The organism is Nannocystis pusilla, from assembly GCF_026626665.1.
GTDB classification, from domain to species: domain Bacteria; phylum Myxococcota_A; class Polyangia; order Nannocystales; family Nannocystaceae; genus Nannocystis; species Nannocystis pusilla.
In genome coordinates this window covers 3,724,276-3,739,008 of record NZ_JAPNKE010000002.1, presented here as the reverse complement: position 1 = coordinate 3,739,008, position 14,733 = coordinate 3,724,276, and the positions used below count along the sequence as shown (strand labels likewise).

Here is a 14,733-nt window from a genome sequence, read left to right as displayed (position 1 = left end):
CTCCCGAACGATCAGATGGGCGCGACCGACAGCACGGGCCAACGAGACTGGCGGTTCTGCGGCAAATGCCACGGCCTATTCTGGGCACCAGGCAATCAGAGCCTCGGATCGGTATGTCCTGCGGGCGGGGAGCACTCCCCGTCGGTTGGGTGTTCTACCTGCCGAATGACCATCAAGGCGGCAACAGCTCGATCGGCCAGGGGCAATGGCGCTACTGTGGCCGTTGCCGCGGGCTGTTCTACGACGGGTACAACGACAAGGGCGTGTGCCCCGCGCCGTAGCGGCGCCGCGCTCGTTGCGAGCTCGGTCGGACGCGCGGCAGGTCGGTCAGCAGCCTGCCGCCGCGGCGGCGCTGCTGCGCTCTCACGTCACGCGCACGAGCGCTCGCCGCTCCGGGCTTCACGCGCACGGCGGTCTCGGCGAGCAGCGAGAGGCCGGCGGCGAGGACCTCGGCGGGGGCCAGGGCGAGGCACTCGTGGCCGGTCGGGCAGGCGAAGCGATAGCAGGGGGTGCAGGCGGTGGGGCGGCGCAGGAGGCGGTGGGGCGAGGTGCGGGGCATCCACTGGCTGTCGCGGTCGGTACCGGCGTAGGTGACGAGCTGGGGCACCGCGAGGGCGTCGGCGAGGTGGAGGGCGGCGGTGTTGTTGGTGAGGACGAGGCGGGCGCCGGCGAGGAGGGCGGCGAACTCGGGCAGATCTGTCTCTCCGACCAGGTCGAGGCCGCGCGGGCCGAGCAGCGGCAGGAGCTCGCGGGCGCGCTCGCGGTCGCGGGCGGCGCCGCAGACGAGCAGGCGCAGGTCGGCGTACTCGGCCAGAGCGCGGGCGGCGAGGGCGTGGCGCAAGGGGTCGTAGGTGCGCGCGGCGCAGCTGGCGAAGGGGTTCCACACGAGGTAGTCGCCGGCGACGCCGTGGGCGGCCAGGCGGGCCTGGGCGGCGGTCCAGGCGGGCCGCGGGAGGCGGATTTCGAGCCGGCGATCGACGACCGGCACGCCGAGGCGCTCGACGAGTTGAAGGTTGCGCTCGCTCTGATGGAGGCCGTCGTCGGCGTGCGGGAGGGCGACGGTGAGGGCCCGCCCGCGCTCGCGCGACTCGCCGATCCGCACAGGGATGCCGGCCATGGCGCAGACGACGGCGGCCGGGTGCGGGCTCTGGCGGAAGCTGGTGAGGATGAAGGCGAGGTCGTACTCGCCGCGCCGCAGGGTGGCGATGAGCTCGCGCTCGCGCGCGGGATCGAAGGCGAGGCGGCCCAGGTCCTGCCACAGGGCGCGGCAGGGCTCGACGGCGTCGACCCACGGCAGCAGGGCGGCCGCGGCGGCGCCGCCGGGGCTGGCGAGCAGGGTGAGGTGGACGTGCGGGAGATGGGCCTTGAGCGCGCGCAGGGCCGGGCCGGTGAGGATGATGTCGCCGAGGTTGTCGAGCCGGACGACGAGGATCCGCCGCACGCGCGACCCGTCGAGGAGGCGCGCCCGCTCGAGCAGCGCGGCCGGGCCCGGGCCGGTCAGCCGCGAGTAGTCGCGGCCGAGCCGCGGCCGGGGATCGAGGGCGAGCGGGGCGACGTCGGGGAGCAGGTCGTTGCGTGGAGACATGGGACTCATGACATCGAGGAGGCGAGTGATTCGAAGTGGGGTTGCGGTCGAGGCGACGCGTCACGTGAGGGCGAGGGGGACCGGGGCGGCGGTGGGGGCTTCGCGGGGGTCGGGGCGCAGCAGCTCGAGGGCGGCGGCGACGACCGCGGCCGGGGGGACGCCGCGCAGGCACAGGTGATGGCCTTCGGGACAGGTCGAGCGGTAGCAGGGGGCGCACGGGACCGGGTGGTTCAGGACCCGCGCGGGGACGGCCCAGGGGGTGTGCTGCGGGTTGGTGAGGGCGTAGAGGTCGACGACGGGGGTGCCCACGGCGGCGGCGACGTGGGCGGGGCCGGTGTTGTTGCTGATGAGCAGGCCGGCGCGGGCGATCACGGCCGCGAGGGCGCCGAGCGAGAGGCGGCCGGCGAGGGAGTGGGTGGGGACGCCGGCGGCGCCGCGGATCTGCTCGACCAGAGGGACCTCGTCGCCGGCGCCGGTGAACACGAGGCCGACGCCGTGGTCGCGGACGAGGGCGCGGGCGACCACGGCGAAGGCGGCGGGCGGGTAGCGGCGCGAGCTGGCGGTGGCGCCGGGGTGGACGACGGCCCAGCGCCGGCCGAGGCGCAGGGGGCGGAGCTCGGCCTCGGCCGCGAGGTGGTCTTCGGGACATGGCCGGAGGGACAGTCGATGATGCGAGGGGCGCAGGCCGACGGCGGCGACGAGGTCGAGCTGGCGGGTGACCTCGTGCCGCACGCCGCGCTCGGGCTCGGTCTCGGGGATCCAGTCGGTGAGGAGCTGGTAGGGGTTCTCGCGGCAGTGAGCCAGGCGCAGCGGGATGTCGGCGAGCCAGGCGAGGAGGGCGGCGGGCAGCGGGTTCTGGCTGTAGACGGTGAAGACGACGGCGGCGTCGAAGCGGCCGGCGCGGAGGCGGTCGATCACGCCGCGGTCGAGGCTGGCGTCGCGGCGCGCGGGGCCGGCCTTGAGCCAGGCGGCGTCGTAGGTCCAGACGTCGTCGACCTCGGGCACGAGGCGGCCGACGAGGGCGCCGGGGCTCGAGGTGAGGAGGGTGAGGTGGCGCTGCGGGTGACCCTCCTTGAGCGCGCGCAGGGCCGGGGTGGTCATGAGCACGTCGCCGACGGTGTCGAGGCGGACGCACAGGACGCGGCGGGCGGACGACCAGGTCATCCCGGGCCTCGTTCGCCGATCCGCGCGAGGATCCCGGTGGTGCTGACATCGTCGAGGTAGGGCATGAAGCAGACCTCGCCGCCGAGGCGCGACACGAGCGGGGCCTCGGGCAGCTTGTCGAGGCTGTAGTCGCCGCCCTTGACGTAGACGTCGGGCCGCGCGAGCTCGATGAGGCGGGTCGGGGTGTCGTCGGCGAACTCGACGATGTGGTCGACGCACGAGAGGGCGGCCAGCACCTGGGCCCGATCGGCGGCGCAGTTGATCGGGCGAGCGGCGCCCTTGAGCCGGCGGACGCTGGCGTCGGCGTTGAGGCCGACGATCAGGACGTCGCCCAGCGCCTTGGCGCGGCTGAGGCAGGTGATGTGGCCGCGGTGGAGGATGTCGAAGCAGCCGTTGGTGAACACGAGCCGCTTGCCGGCGCGGTGCAGGCAGTCGGCGAGCAGGGCGAGGTCGTCGTGGCCGAGCAGCTTGTCCTGCGAGGCGAGGTGGACGCGCAGCTCGGCGGCGCTGCAGGCGGTGGTGCCGTCGCGCGCGACCACGAGGCTGGCGGCGCTCGAGGCCAGGTCGGCGCAGGCGTGGGTCGGGGCGCCGGCGGCGAGGGCGAGGGCGAGGGCGCCGACGAAGGTGTCGCCGGCGCCGGTGGCGTTGGCGTCGGAGGAGGGCCGGGCGTAGGTGCGGTAGGCGGGCTGACCTGTCTCGAAGACCAGGGCGCCGGCGCAGTCGAGGGTGACGGCGGCGATCCGCGCGCCGGTGATCTGCAGGAACTCGGCCTCGTGGGCGGCGATCTGCTCGACGCGGCCGTCGCCGTGGCCATTGGCGAGGCCGAGCAGGCGCGCGGCCTCGCAGTAGTTGGGCTTGACGGCGGTGGGCCGGGCGCGCGCTAGCCGGCGCAGGTCCTTGGCGTCGGCGACGAGGACGCGCGGGTGGGCGGCCTGCAGTGCGGCGAGCTCGTCGATCACGCCGCCCGTGAGGAGGCCGTAGCCGTAGTCGGAGACGATGACGGCGTCGACGTCGCTCCAGGCGGCCCGCAGGCGCTCGCACAGGCGGGCCTCGGTGACGGGGTCGAGGTCGTCGCGGCTGCCGGCGTCGAGGCGCAGGAGGATCTGGCCGCCGGCGAGGACGCGCTGCTTGACGAGGGTGCGGCGCCCGCCGGCGCGCACGAGGCCGTGGGCGGGGACGCCGAGGGCGGCCAGCGAGCGCGCCAGGCGGTCGGCCTCGTCGTCGCCGCCGACGACGGAGAGGAAGGTGACCCGGGCCTCGAGCGCGGCCGCGTTGACGGCCGTGTTGGCGCCGCCGCCGGGGACGTCGCGGCGCGCGTCGACGTCGACGACGGGCACCGGGGCCTCGCGGCACAGCCGCTCGCTGTGGCCGTCGAGGTAGGCGTCGAGCATGGCCTCGCCGATCACGAGGGTCCGCAGGTCGGCGAAGGCGTCGAGCACGGGGAGCAGGACGTGGGTCATCGCGGGCGCTCCGGGTGATGGTGTGTTCTAAACCATGCCTTTGAGAACATGTCCGTTCGGACATTCGTTTTTGGACATGTCATGGAGGACATGTCTTTAAGGACCGGCGAGCGTGAGCTGCGAGAGAGCATCGCGGGCGCTCAGGCGGGGGCGCGGGGTGCTCGTCGTGGTCGCTGCGGGCGGCGTCGCCGACGATCCGGCGGGCGGCCTCGGCGAGGTCGGCGGCGACGAGGGTGGGCGCGGGGCGCAGGGCCGGGGGCGGCGAGGCGGCGAGCAGGGCGGTGCGGCAGCCGGCGCGGCGGCCGGCCTCGATGTCGCTGGCGATGTCGCCGATCATCCACGAGCGCGCGAGGTCGAGGCCGAGCTCGGCGGCGGCGCGGGTGAGCAGGCCGGGGGCGGGCTTGCGGCAGGCGCAGACGATCGCGTACTCGGCGACGACGCCGGCGGGCAGGTGCGGGCACCAGTAGAAGCCGTCGAGCTCGAGGCCGAGGAGGTCCTCGACGCGGGCCTGGACGCCGAGCAGGTCGTGGGCGCCGAACAGGCCGCGGGCGACGCCGGACTGGTTGGTGACGACGACGAGGGCGTAGCCGGCGGCCCGCAGCGACCAGGCGCCGTCGCGGGCGCCGCGGGTGAGGCGGACGTGGGCGGGGTCGACGTTGTAGGGGACGTCGTCGATGAGGGTGCCGTCCTTGTCGAGGAAGGCGGCGGGGCGGAGGCGGGTCATGGCCAGCTCGTCTCGCGCATCGGCACGACCATCAGCTCGGGGATGACCGACTCGCCGGGCATGGCGAGGAGGAAGCGGATGGTCTCGGCGACGTTGCGCGGGTCCTGAAGGTTGGTGATCGGGGTGTCGGGGAAGCGGTCGAGGATGAAGGGGGTGCGCATGCCGCCGGCCAGCAGGGCGGTGACCTTGATGCCGAATGGGCGGCCCTCGACGTGCAGGGCGTGCGAGAGGCCCAAAAGGCCCCACTTGCTGGCGTGGTAGGCGCTGGCGTTCTGCCAGGCCCGCTTGGCGGCGGTCGAGACGATGTTGACGATGTAGCCGCCCCCCTGGGCGCGCAGGCGCGGGAAGGCGGCGCGGCTGAGGACGAACGGGCCGCGCAGGTTGACGGCGAGGACGCGGTCGATGTCGTCGACGCTGAGCTCGTCGACCGCCAAGGTCTTGTCGGTGCCGGCGTTGTTGACGAGGACGTCGAGCCGGCCGTGGCGGGCGACGATGCCGTCGACCAAGGCCTGGCCGGCGTCGGCGTCGCGGACGTCGAGCTCCGCCGCCTCGATGCGGCCGCCGAGGTCGCGCACCTCGGCGACGAGGCGGGCGAGCGGGCCGGTCTGAATGTCGGCGGCGATCACGTGGGCGCCGGCGGCCGCGAGGGTGCGACCGATCTCGGCGCCGAGGCCCGAGCCGCCGCCGGTGACGAGGACGATCTTGTCCGCGAGGGGTGATTCGATCACGAGGGTCATCGGTCCTCCGATGGCGATGATTCGATGCAGGGGCCGGAGCCGCCGCGGGTGACGAGAGATGCGATCACGCGGGTCATCGGTCCTCCGATGGCGATGATTCGATGCAGGGGCCGGAGCCGCCGCGGGTGACGAGAGATGCGATCACGCGGGTCATCGGTCCTCCGATGGCGATGATTCGATGCAGAGGTCCGAGCGGTCGGTCGTGGCGAGGGATGATGCGAACACGCGGGTCATCGGTCCTCCGGGGGCCATGATTCAGGACGACGGGGCCACCCGCGCCTCGACCAATTCGCAGATCAGGTGGAGGGCCAATGTGTGGACCTCCTGAATGCGCTGCGTGTCGGGGGAGGGGACGATGAGGGCGCAGTCGGCGAGATCGCCGGCCTCGCCGCCGGTGCCGCCGAGCAAGGCGAAGGTGCGCAGGCCGCAGTCGCGCGCGGTCTTGAGGGCGGCGACGACGTTGGCCGAGCGCCCGCTGGTCGAGATGCCGAACACCACGTCGCCGGGGCGGCCGTAGGCGCGGACCTGGCGGGCGAACACGTCGGCGTAGCCGACGTCGTTGGCCCACGCGGTCAGGACCGCGGTGTCGGCGTTGAGGGCGATGACCGGCAAGGCGGCGCGGTCGGGGGCGAGGAAGCGGCCGACGAGCTCGGCGGCGAAGTGCTGGGCGTCGGTGGCGCTGCCGCCGTTGCCGCACACGAGCACCTTGGCGCCGCGGGCAAAGGCGCCGCTGACGAGGTCGGCGGCGCGGACGATGTCGTCGCGCAGGCAGGTCTTGGCGCGCGAGAGCACCGCGAGGAGGTCGTCGAAGCCGCGATCGACCGCGGCGAAGGCGGCGGTGGGGGCCTGGGCGGGGCGCCGGCCCGCGGCCGCGGCGAAGGCGTCGGCCAGGCGGGCGGCGACCTTCTCCCAGGTGAACAACGCGTGGACGCGCTGCAGGCCGAGCTGGGCCAGGCGCCGGGCCAGGCGCGGCTGCGACAGCACGAGGGCGAGCTTGTCGGCCAGGGCGTCGGGGTCGCTCGGCGGGACGAGGTAGCCGGTCTCGCCGTGGGCGACGGTGTGGGCGATGCCGCCGACGTTGGCGCCGACGACCGGGACGCCGCAGGCCATGGCCTCGAGCGGGGTGATGCCGAACGGCTCGTACCAGGGGGTGCTGACGAATACGTCGGCGGCGACGTAGTAGTCGCGCAGCTCGCCGCGGCCGCGGCTGCCGACGAAGGTGACGCGATCGGCGACGCCCTCGTCGCGGGCGACCGCCATCAATCGGCCGATCTCGGGGGTGAGGGCCGGGTCGGGCCGGCGCGACTCGCCGCCGACGACGACGAGCCGCGCGCGCAGCTCGCCCGGCAGCCGCGCGAGCGCGCGGATGACGTTGTCGACGCCCTTGCGCGGGACCATGCGCCCGAGCTGCAAGACGACGCGGTCGCCGTCGGCGAGGCCGAGCGCGGCGCGGGCCTCGGCGCGACCGCCGGGCCAGAACTCCTCGGGGTCGAAGCCGCACGGGATCATGACCAGCTTCTCGGGGTCGGCCGCGTAGAGGGTCATGAGGTCGACCTCGTCCTGCGGACACTCGGCGACGATCAGGTCGGCCTCGCCGACGACCCGCGCCTCGATGGCGAAGCGCTCGTCGGGGAAGCCGTCGGCCTGGCCCTGGTGCTGCCGCCGGACCTTGCCGAGCGCGTGGAAGGTGACCGCGAACGGGACGCCGAGCTCGCGCTTGAGCTCGGCGGCGACGAGGCCGCTCATGAAGAAGTTGGCGTGCGCGAGGTCGTAGCGCTCGCGCCGGGCGTGGGCCGCGACCTCGCGGGTGAAGGCAGGCATGAGCGGCAGCAGCGACTCCTTGGCCAGCGGCGCGGGCGGGCCGGCGTCGACCGGGATCACGCGCACGCCGTCGGCCAGCTCGACGACCGCCGGCAAGGTCGGGCTGTCGCGGCGGGTGAACACGTCGACGCGGTGGCCGAGGCGGCCGAGGTGGCGCGCGACCTGGGCGACGTAGACGTTCTGGCCGCCGCTGTCGCGCCCGCCGAGCGGGGCGAGCGGCGAGGCGTGCTCGCTGATCATGGCGATCCGCAGCGGGCTCTGCGAATGGCCGACGCCGGCGCCGGTCTCGAACGGCAGCGGCTTCACGCGGTCCTCCGGGGGGCTCCGGGGCCTGTCCCGCGGGACAGGCGGTGATCCCGGCCAGGGGGCCGACCTGGTCTCCGGGACATGCCGGGGAGCCGGGTGGGGCGATAGCCTGTCCATCGGGACATCCGGGGAGGTCGGTCGGGGCTCCGACCTGGCTCTCGGGACATTCCGTGGCGCCGGTGGTGGCTAGTCCATCGGGACATCCGGGGATATCGGCCGGGGCTCCGACCTGGCTTTCGGGGCATCCCGTGGCGTGGGCGATGGCAGGTCCATCGGCACATCCTTGGAGAGCGGCCGGGGCTCCGACCTGGCTCTCGGGACATCCCGTGGCGTGGGCGGTGGCATGTCCATCCGGACACCCGGTGACCTCGGCCGGGGCTCCGACCTGGCTCTCGGGACATCCGCGAGCGTGGGTTATTAGATGTCCTTCGGGACAGCCTGTGACCTCGCCCAGGATCCGCGACCAGTCGGCGGCGAAGCGGGCGATGCCGAACCGCTGGCGGGCGATCCGCCGCGCGCCGGCGGCCAGCTCGGCGGCCTCGGCCGGATCGGCGAGCAGGCGCCGCATGTGCGCGAGCAGGCGGTCGAGGTCGGTCTCGACGTAGCCGTTGACGCCGCGCTGCACGGCGGTGCTCATCTCGGTGGTGGCGAGGCCGAGGATCGGCAGGCCGATCATCATCGCCTCGCACACGGCCAGGCCGAGGCTGGTGTAGCGGATCGGGTTGAAGAAGAAGCGGTAGCGGCCGAGCCGGGCGTGGAGCTCGCCCAGCGGCAGGTCGCCGAGGCCGCCGAGCGCGGCCGAGTCCATGCCGGCGAGGTCGAGCGGGACGTGGGCGCGCACGCGGTCGAACACGTCGCGGCCGAGCCGTCGCCCGCGCCGCGCGAGGTCGTTGACGACGACGACGCCGCGCGCGAGCTCGCCGCTGTAGACGGCGTCGTCGGGGACGACGACGCCGTGCTCGACGACCCGCACGGGGGTGCGCCCGGCGTCCCACATCAGGGCGTTGAACGGGGTGACGTGGACGAGCAAGACGTCGGGGTCGTCGACGGGGTGGCGGGTGTCGGTCGGCGACTCGCGCGGCGGATCGTGCTCGAGGTAGACGCGCGGCAGGCGGCGCTGGGCGGCGCCGAGGACCTCGAATTGATCGCACTCGTAGTTGCGGCGCGACTGGAACAGGACGACGTCGAATGGCTGCTGGGCGACGGCTTCGACCGGGACCTCGTGGACGTTGGCGCCCCAGGGGAAGCTGCCGCTGCGCCCGCCGTAGCCCTCGGGACGACCTGGCTTTACGGGCAGGTAGAACTCGTGCGGGGCCTGGGTGAGGTAGTAGAGGTAGCTGCCGTGAACGTGCCAGGTCAGGACGCGGAGTCGTCGCACGAGGGCCTCGCTTTCGCGCTCGCGGGGGCGAGAGCCGCGCTCAGGTCGAGCGCGTCGAGCAGGGAGAGGTGACGCCCCGGACCGATGACGCGGGCCGACGGGGGCGGGACGGCCGGCGCCAGCACGCCGCCGCCGAACTCGCCGGCGAAGCCGGCGCGCACCGGGATGCCGGCGAGATAGGCGAGGTAGGCGACCTCGAAGGCGGTCTCGCCGGCGGCCGTGAACACCAGGGCGGCGTCGAGGCGCGCTGCGGCCAGCCGCTCGACCAGGGTCGAGAGGTGCGGGGCGTCGAACCGCGTCAGGGCGCCGGCCGGCACGACCTGGTCGACGAAGGCGGCGACGCGCCCGGCCGCGCGCGCGTCGGCCAGCAGGACCACCTTCGCCTGCGGCACCGCGACGCGCAGGCGCACGAGCGCCGGCCCGAGCTCGTCGCAGCCGGCCGCGGGCGGGACGACGAGCAGCCGGCGAGCGCGGCGGAGGGCGACCCGCGGGTCAAGCACGATCCACCCCCGCGAGGAACAGGGCGGCGTCGGCCTCGGCGAGGATCGCCGCGGCCGTCGGCGCGACCACGCGGGCGTCGACGACGCGGTGACGCACGCGATCGAGGGGCGCCCAGCGGCCCGGGGCGGTGCTGCGGAAGACGACGACGCTCGGGGTACACAGCGCGCTGGCGAGGTGCGAGACGCCGGTGTCGCCGGCGACGACGAGGCGAGCGCGCGCGACCAGGGCGCCGAGCGAGCCGAGGCCGGTGCGGCCGACCCGATCGACGAGGTCGCGCTGGGCGTGGCGGCGGACCGCGGCGGCGAGGTCGGCCTCGTCGGCGGCGCCGGTGAGGACGACCGCGAGGCCGCGGGTCACGAGGCCGTCGGCGACCTGCGCGAGGACGCCGGGGTCGACGCGGCGGTGCGGCTCGGCGGCGCCGGGGTGGACGATCGCGAACGCGGCGTCGGGCGCGAGGCCGGCGGCCTGCAGCAATGCGTCGCACTGGTGCGCGTCGTCCGGCGCGAGCGGGAACTCGAGCCGCTCGCCGCGCGCCTCGATGCCGAGCGCGGCGAGCAAGGCGAGGAGGATCCGCGGCTCCGCGAAGTCGCCGGGGTAGAGCACGAAGGTCGCGGGATCGGGGCACGGCTGCGGCGGGGCGTAGAAGCCGGCGCTCGCGCGCGCCCAGCAGCTGGACGAAGATGTTGCTGACGAGGCCGTCGCCGTGCATCTGCAGGGCGAGGTCGAAGCGGCCCTGGACCGCGCGCAGGAAGTCGGGCAGGGCGCGCACGTCGGCGGGGGTCTCGGGCAGGCCGGGGAAGCCGGGGAACTCGAGCAGGTCGTCGACGAGGTGCGGGTAGCGGGCGACGAGCTCGCGGGCCCCGGCGAGGCCCAGGAGGGTGATCCTGGCCCGCGGCAGCGCGGCTCGCAGGGCCCGCAGCGCCGGGGTGGCGCACAGGAAGTCGCCGAGGCCCGGCAAGGCGCGCATGACCACGACCTCGCGCGGCGAGCGGACCTGGCCGCCGATCCGCGCACGCAGGTCCGGCTCCCGCGAGGCGAGCACGAACTCCGGTGATACGACTCCGCTCATCGGCGACCTCTGCCCGGCGAACCGCGAATCATCACAGTCGGACGATCACGCGGCGGCCTCGGGCTCGACCCGTGATTCGAGCGCCTCGAAGGTCTCGGCGAGGGTGCGCGCCTGATCGTCGTCGAGGATGGCCTCGACCGCGGCGAAGATCGTGCTCTCCTCGAACGCGACGTGATCGGTGACGCTGCGGGTGAGCGCCTCGACCTTCGTCGCCCATTTGGCGTCGTCGGCCCGCATCGCCTCGAGCTCGGCGAGCTGCTGCCGGACCTGCGCGTGGTCCCGCTCGGCGTCCTTGACCAGCGCCTTGCCCTGCGCGTCCTGCTGGGCGAGGATGTCGTCGAACACGGCCTCCTCGGCCCGCGCGTGGCGCTCGAGCGCGTCGCGGACCTGGCCGAACAGCTGCTGCCCCCGCGCGACGTCCCGCTCGCGCGACAGCTCGGCGAGCAGCTCCGCGACGGCGCGGTGCTGCTCGCGGATCACCTGGTAGATGGTGGGGTCTTGAGCGGTTTCGATCATCGGGCCGTTCATGACACGGTCGATCGGAGGGGGCCAGTCGAATCCCGCCCGGTCGATGCATATCGCGGGGTCCTGTGATTGTCGCCGACTGCGCCGATTGCGGTCAGCGGGGCGCGGGCTGGCGGAAACCCTGGTCCGTCGATTCCATGACGTCGGCTCGCTCGTCGCCGCTTGCGAGCCGCGCGAGCAGGCCGGCGTGATCGGAGGCCCGTCGCTCGCCCGGACCGTCGAGGACGAGCGAGACGTCGCAGAGCCGCGCGGCGAGCTGACGATCGAGCAGCAGATAATCGATGCGTTTGCGCAGGGCGCCGCGCTCGTAAAAGGTGTGACCCGGGAGGTCGGGGCACCGCGCAGCCCAGGCGTCGACGAGGCCGGCTTCCAGCAGGCGGGCGAGCGCGTCGCTGGTGGGCGTCTGGTTGAAGTCGCCGAGGAGGAGCCTGGGGCCGGGGACCGCGGCGAGGTACCCGAGGACCTCGCCGACGTTGTCGCGGGCCTGCGCCTCGGTCCACGACAGGTGGGCGCACAGGACGTGCAGCGGGCCGCGCGGCCACGGGAAGACGCCGTGCAGCAGGACGCGGTCGAAGGGATCGTCGGCGTCGCGGCGGCGCGTCAGCGGGCGGACGTGCACGGCCAGCGCGGGCGCCCGCGACAGCAAGGCGAGGCCGAGCTCACGGCCGTCGGTGTCCGCCGCGGCGGGGCGCCAGACGACCTCGTAGCCGCCGACGTCGCGCGCGAGCTGGCTCGCCTGGTCGCTGCCGCCTTCGATCGCCGGGTCGCGCGCGACCGCCTGCAAGGCGACGAGGTCGGGCCGCTGCTCGGCGAGCATGGCGGCGACGAGCGGCCGGCGAGCGCTCCACGGGCCGTGCCGATCGCCGTAGCCGCCGAGGTTGAGGGACAGGATCCGGGTCATGCCCGACAGGGTGATCGATCACGCGAACACCCGCGCGAGCACGCTGCGCGCGCAGCCGTGGCCGCACATCCCGTGGACGCCGCCGCCGGGTGGCGTCGACGACGAGCAGAGGAAGATGTCGGGTGCGGGGGTGGTGTACGGATCGGCGCGGACGAGCGGGCGAAAGAACAGCTGGCGCAGGTCCGCGAGGCCGCCGTTGATGTCGCCGCCGACGTAGTTGGGGTTGTAGCGGGCGATGTCGACGGCGGTGCGGGCCGAGCGGGCGAGGACGACGTCGCGGAAGCCGGGGGCGAAGCGCTCGATGTGGGCCTCGATCCGCGCGCCGACGTCGATGGCCGAGCCGTGCGGCACGTGACAGTAAGCCCAGGCGGTGTGCATGCCCGGCGGTGCGCGGCCGGCGTCGAACAGGCTCGGCTGCGCGAGCAACACGAACGGCTCGGCCGCGACGGCGCCGCGATGGACCTGGACGAGGGTGTCGGCGACGGCCGCGAGGGAGCCCGAGAGGTGGAGGGTGCCGGCGCGCGCACAGGCCGGATCGCGCCAGGGGATCGGCGCCCGCAAGGCCCAGTCGAGCTTGTAGACGCCGGGGCCGTAGCGGAAGCGGCCGAGCCGGCGCAGGTAGGCCGAGGGCAGGCGGCCGGCGGTGATGGTGGCCAGGCGCCGCGGCGAGACGTCGAACAAATAAGCGCGGGCCGGCGGCAGCTCGGAGATGTGGGCGACCTCGTGGTTCAGCTCGAGCTCGCCGCCGAGCTCGCGCAGGTGCGCGACGAGGGCGTCGACGATCGCCTGCGAGCCGCCGCGGGCGAGCGGCCAGCCCACCGCGTGCGCGGCCACCGTCAGCACCAGGGCGAAGGCGGCGGTGGCAGGGGCGTCCAGCGGGACCATCGCGTGGGCGGCGATGCCGGCCAGCAAGGCGCGCGCGGGCTCGCCGGTGAACCGCCGCGCGAGGCCCTGCATCGACCGCAGGCCGTACGCGCCGAAGCGGGCCAGGAGCAGCGGTTCGGCGGGCCAGCGCAGCGGGCCGAGGAGCATCGGCAGCAGGGCGTCGAAGCGCTCGGCGAACGGAGCGACGAGGTCGCACCAGGCCTGAGCGTCGGCGCCGAACTGCTGCGCGGTGGCGGTGATCGATCGCTCGAGGCGCACGGCCCGGCCGTCGGCCAGCAGGTGCACGAGCGGGGTCGGCGGCTCGATCCACGAGAGGCCGTGACGCGCCAGCGGCAGGGTGCGGAAGTACGGCGAGGCCAGGCCGAGCGGGTGGATCGCGGCGCACGGATCGTGGACGAAGCCGGGCAGGGTGAGCTCGGCCGAGCGACAGCCGCCGCCCGGGGTCGCGCCGGCCTCGACCACCCGCGTCGAGCGGCCCGCGCTGGCCAGGGTGACGGCGGCGGCCAGGCCGTTGGGCCCGGCGCCCACGATCACCGCGTCGTACGCGTCACGTGCCATTTGTGAAGGCGGTGGCGGGCGGCGTCGAGTTCGATGCGCAGCAGCTCGCGCGCGGTCCAGGCGAGGAACGCCGGGGTGCCGAGCCGCGGCGGGCGATGACCGCGGACCGCCGCGTGCTCGCCGGTGGGGCGGAACAGGTTGCCCTCGACGGGGGGCTCGGGCGCGCCGAGGTGAAACTTGCCGAGCGCGCGGTAGAGCAGCCGCTCCATGGTGCGCGGGAAGACGCGGTGGATCACGAGGCCGAGCTCGGCGATCCGCGGGACGAAGCGCTGGCGTCGGGGGTGCTCGACGAGGTCGACCACCACGCCCGCGACCTGCGCGGGCGACTGCACCGGCGGCATGGCGTTGACGTGGCGACCGAGGTCGTTGGCCGCGACCTGGAAGTGCGGCGTGTCGATCGCGTAGGGGAAGACGGTGCACACGTGGATGTCGGGGCACTCGGCCAGCTCGACGCGCAGGGCCTCGGACAGGCCGTGCAGCGCGAACTTGCTGATCACGTAGGACGGCACGAAGGCGTGGCCGATCTTGCTGAGCACCGAGCCGATGTTGATGAGGGTGCCGCGGCCCTGGCGGCGAAACACCGGGACAACCGCGCGCGCGCCGTGCAGGGCGCCGTGCAGGTTGGTCTCGATCACCTGCCGGTGATCCGCGAGCGAGCCGCCCTCGAGCGGGGCGAACAGGGTGACGCCGGCGTTGTTGATCCACGCGTCGATGCGGCCCCAGGTCGACAGGGCCGCCTCCGCCAGGTGCATCACCGCGTCCTCGTGGGTGACGTCGGTCGGCACCACCAGCGCCTGGCCGCCGCGCTCGCGGCAGCCCGCGGCGGTGCGCTCGAGCTCGGCCTCGCGGCGCGCCGCCAGTGCGACCTGCCAGCCGCGCTCGGCCAGGCCGTAGGCGGTCGCCCGCCCGAGCCCGCTCGACGCGCCGGTGACGACCGCGACCCTCGATTCGCCTGCGCGCCCCATTCCGCGCAGTATGCGGGCGATTCGCCGGGGCGCCAGCGAGGGCCGGCGGGCTCGGCCGTTCATAGTATGGCCGATCGGACATGTCCTTCAGGCAATCACAGCAGGGCGCCGCGGCGGCCGGGCGGCACGGGGGCTTCGAGCGGGCCTCGGAGCC

General features: G+C 74.6%; 13 protein-coding genes and 1 pseudogene. 1 reads left to right on the top strand and 13 read right to left on the bottom strand.

Annotated elements, in window-relative coordinates; genetic code table 11:
- Window positions 1–238: 238 nt before the first annotated feature.
- The 9 genes and pseudogenes from OV079_RS16420 to OV079_RS16380 form a co-directional block, all read right to left on the bottom strand.
- Window positions 239–1,585, bottom strand: coding sequence for a glycosyltransferase family 9 protein (locus OV079_RS16420; protein ID WP_267769675.1), 1,347 nt, complete (start codon window positions 1,583–1,585; stop codon window positions 239–241).
- A 60-nt stretch (window positions 1,586–1,645) separates the two neighbouring features.
- The gene (locus OV079_RS16415; protein WP_267769672.1) at window positions 1,646–2,749 is read right to left on the bottom strand and encodes a glycosyltransferase family 9 protein; all 1,104 of its coding nucleotides are present in this window, start codon (window positions 2,747–2,749) and stop codon (window positions 1,646–1,648) included.
- On the bottom strand, window positions 2,746–4,209 hold the full coding sequence (gene rfaE2 / locus OV079_RS16410; protein WP_267769669.1) for a D-glycero-beta-D-manno-heptose 1-phosphate adenylyltransferase: 1,464 nt from the start codon (window positions 4,207–4,209) through the stop codon (window positions 2,746–2,748). Before rfaE2 ends, OV079_RS16415 begins: the two co-directional genes overlap by 4 nt.
- A 79-nt stretch (window positions 4,210–4,288) precedes the next feature.
- Window positions 4,289–4,933: a D-glycero-alpha-D-manno-heptose-1,7-bisphosphate 7-phosphatase gene (locus OV079_RS16405; protein ID WP_267769667.1), complete on the bottom strand. Its 645-nt coding sequence runs from the start codon at window positions 4,931–4,933 to the stop codon at window positions 4,289–4,291.
- Window positions 4,930–5,670 carry an SDR family oxidoreductase gene (locus OV079_RS16400; protein ID WP_267769664.1) on the bottom strand — a complete coding sequence of 247 codons (741 nt, stop codon included), beginning with the start codon at window positions 5,668–5,670 and terminating at the stop codon, window positions 4,930–4,932. Before OV079_RS16400 ends, OV079_RS16405 begins: the two co-directional genes overlap by 4 nt.
- 255 nt (window positions 5,671–5,925) lie before the next feature.
- Window positions 5,926–7,797, bottom strand: coding sequence for a glycosyltransferase (locus tag OV079_RS16395; protein ID WP_267769658.1), 1,872 nt, complete (start codon window positions 7,795–7,797; stop codon window positions 5,926–5,928).
- Window positions 7,798–8,404: 607 nt separating this feature from the next.
- Window positions 8,405–8,605: pseudogene (locus OV079_RS58030) on the bottom strand (glycosyltransferase); the annotation flags it as partial.
- Between the two features lie 548 nt (window positions 8,606–9,153).
- Window positions 9,154–9,675, bottom strand: a complete 522-nt coding sequence (locus tag OV079_RS16385) for a hypothetical protein (protein WP_267769653.1) — start codon at window positions 9,673–9,675, stop codon at window positions 9,154–9,156.
- Window positions 9,668–10,279 carry a glycosyltransferase family 9 protein gene (locus tag OV079_RS16380; protein ID WP_267769651.1) on the bottom strand — a complete coding sequence of 204 codons (612 nt, stop codon included), beginning with the start codon at window positions 10,277–10,279 and terminating at the stop codon, window positions 9,668–9,670. The genes OV079_RS16385 and OV079_RS16380 overlap by 8 nt, the downstream gene beginning before the upstream one ends.
- 100 nt (window positions 10,280–10,379) lie before the next feature.
- Here OV079_RS16380 and OV079_RS16375 point away from each other — a divergent pair, with 100 nt between their 5' ends.
- Window positions 10,380–10,730 (top strand): hypothetical protein, encoded by a 351-nt coding sequence (locus OV079_RS16375; RefSeq protein WP_267769650.1) that lies wholly within the window; start codon window positions 10,380–10,382, stop codon window positions 10,728–10,730.
- A gap of 60 nt (window positions 10,731–10,790) precedes the next feature.
- Here OV079_RS16375 and OV079_RS16370 read toward each other — a convergent pair whose 3' ends face one another.
- From OV079_RS16370 to OV079_RS16355, 4 genes are all read right to left on the bottom strand, one after another.
- Window positions 10,791–11,261 carry a hemerythrin domain-containing protein gene (locus tag OV079_RS16370; protein ID WP_267769648.1) on the bottom strand — a complete coding sequence of 157 codons (471 nt, stop codon included), beginning with the start codon at window positions 11,259–11,261 and terminating at the stop codon, window positions 10,791–10,793.
- A 103-nt stretch (window positions 11,262–11,364) separates the two neighbouring features.
- A complete protein-coding gene (locus OV079_RS16365) occupies window positions 11,365–12,171 on the bottom strand; it encodes an endonuclease/exonuclease/phosphatase family protein (protein ID WP_267769646.1) in 807 nt (268 codons plus the stop codon).
- 18 nt (window positions 12,172–12,189) lie between these two features.
- Window positions 12,190–13,614 (bottom strand): phytoene desaturase family protein, encoded by a 1,425-nt coding sequence (locus OV079_RS16360; protein WP_267769643.1) that lies wholly within the window; start codon window positions 13,612–13,614, stop codon window positions 12,190–12,192.
- A complete protein-coding gene (locus tag OV079_RS16355; protein ID WP_267769640.1) occupies window positions 13,587–14,579 on the bottom strand; it encodes an SDR family NAD(P)-dependent oxidoreductase in 993 nt (330 codons plus the stop codon). The genes OV079_RS16360 and OV079_RS16355 overlap by 28 nt, the downstream gene beginning before the upstream one ends.
- Between the last annotated feature and the right edge of the window lie 154 nt (window positions 14,580–14,733).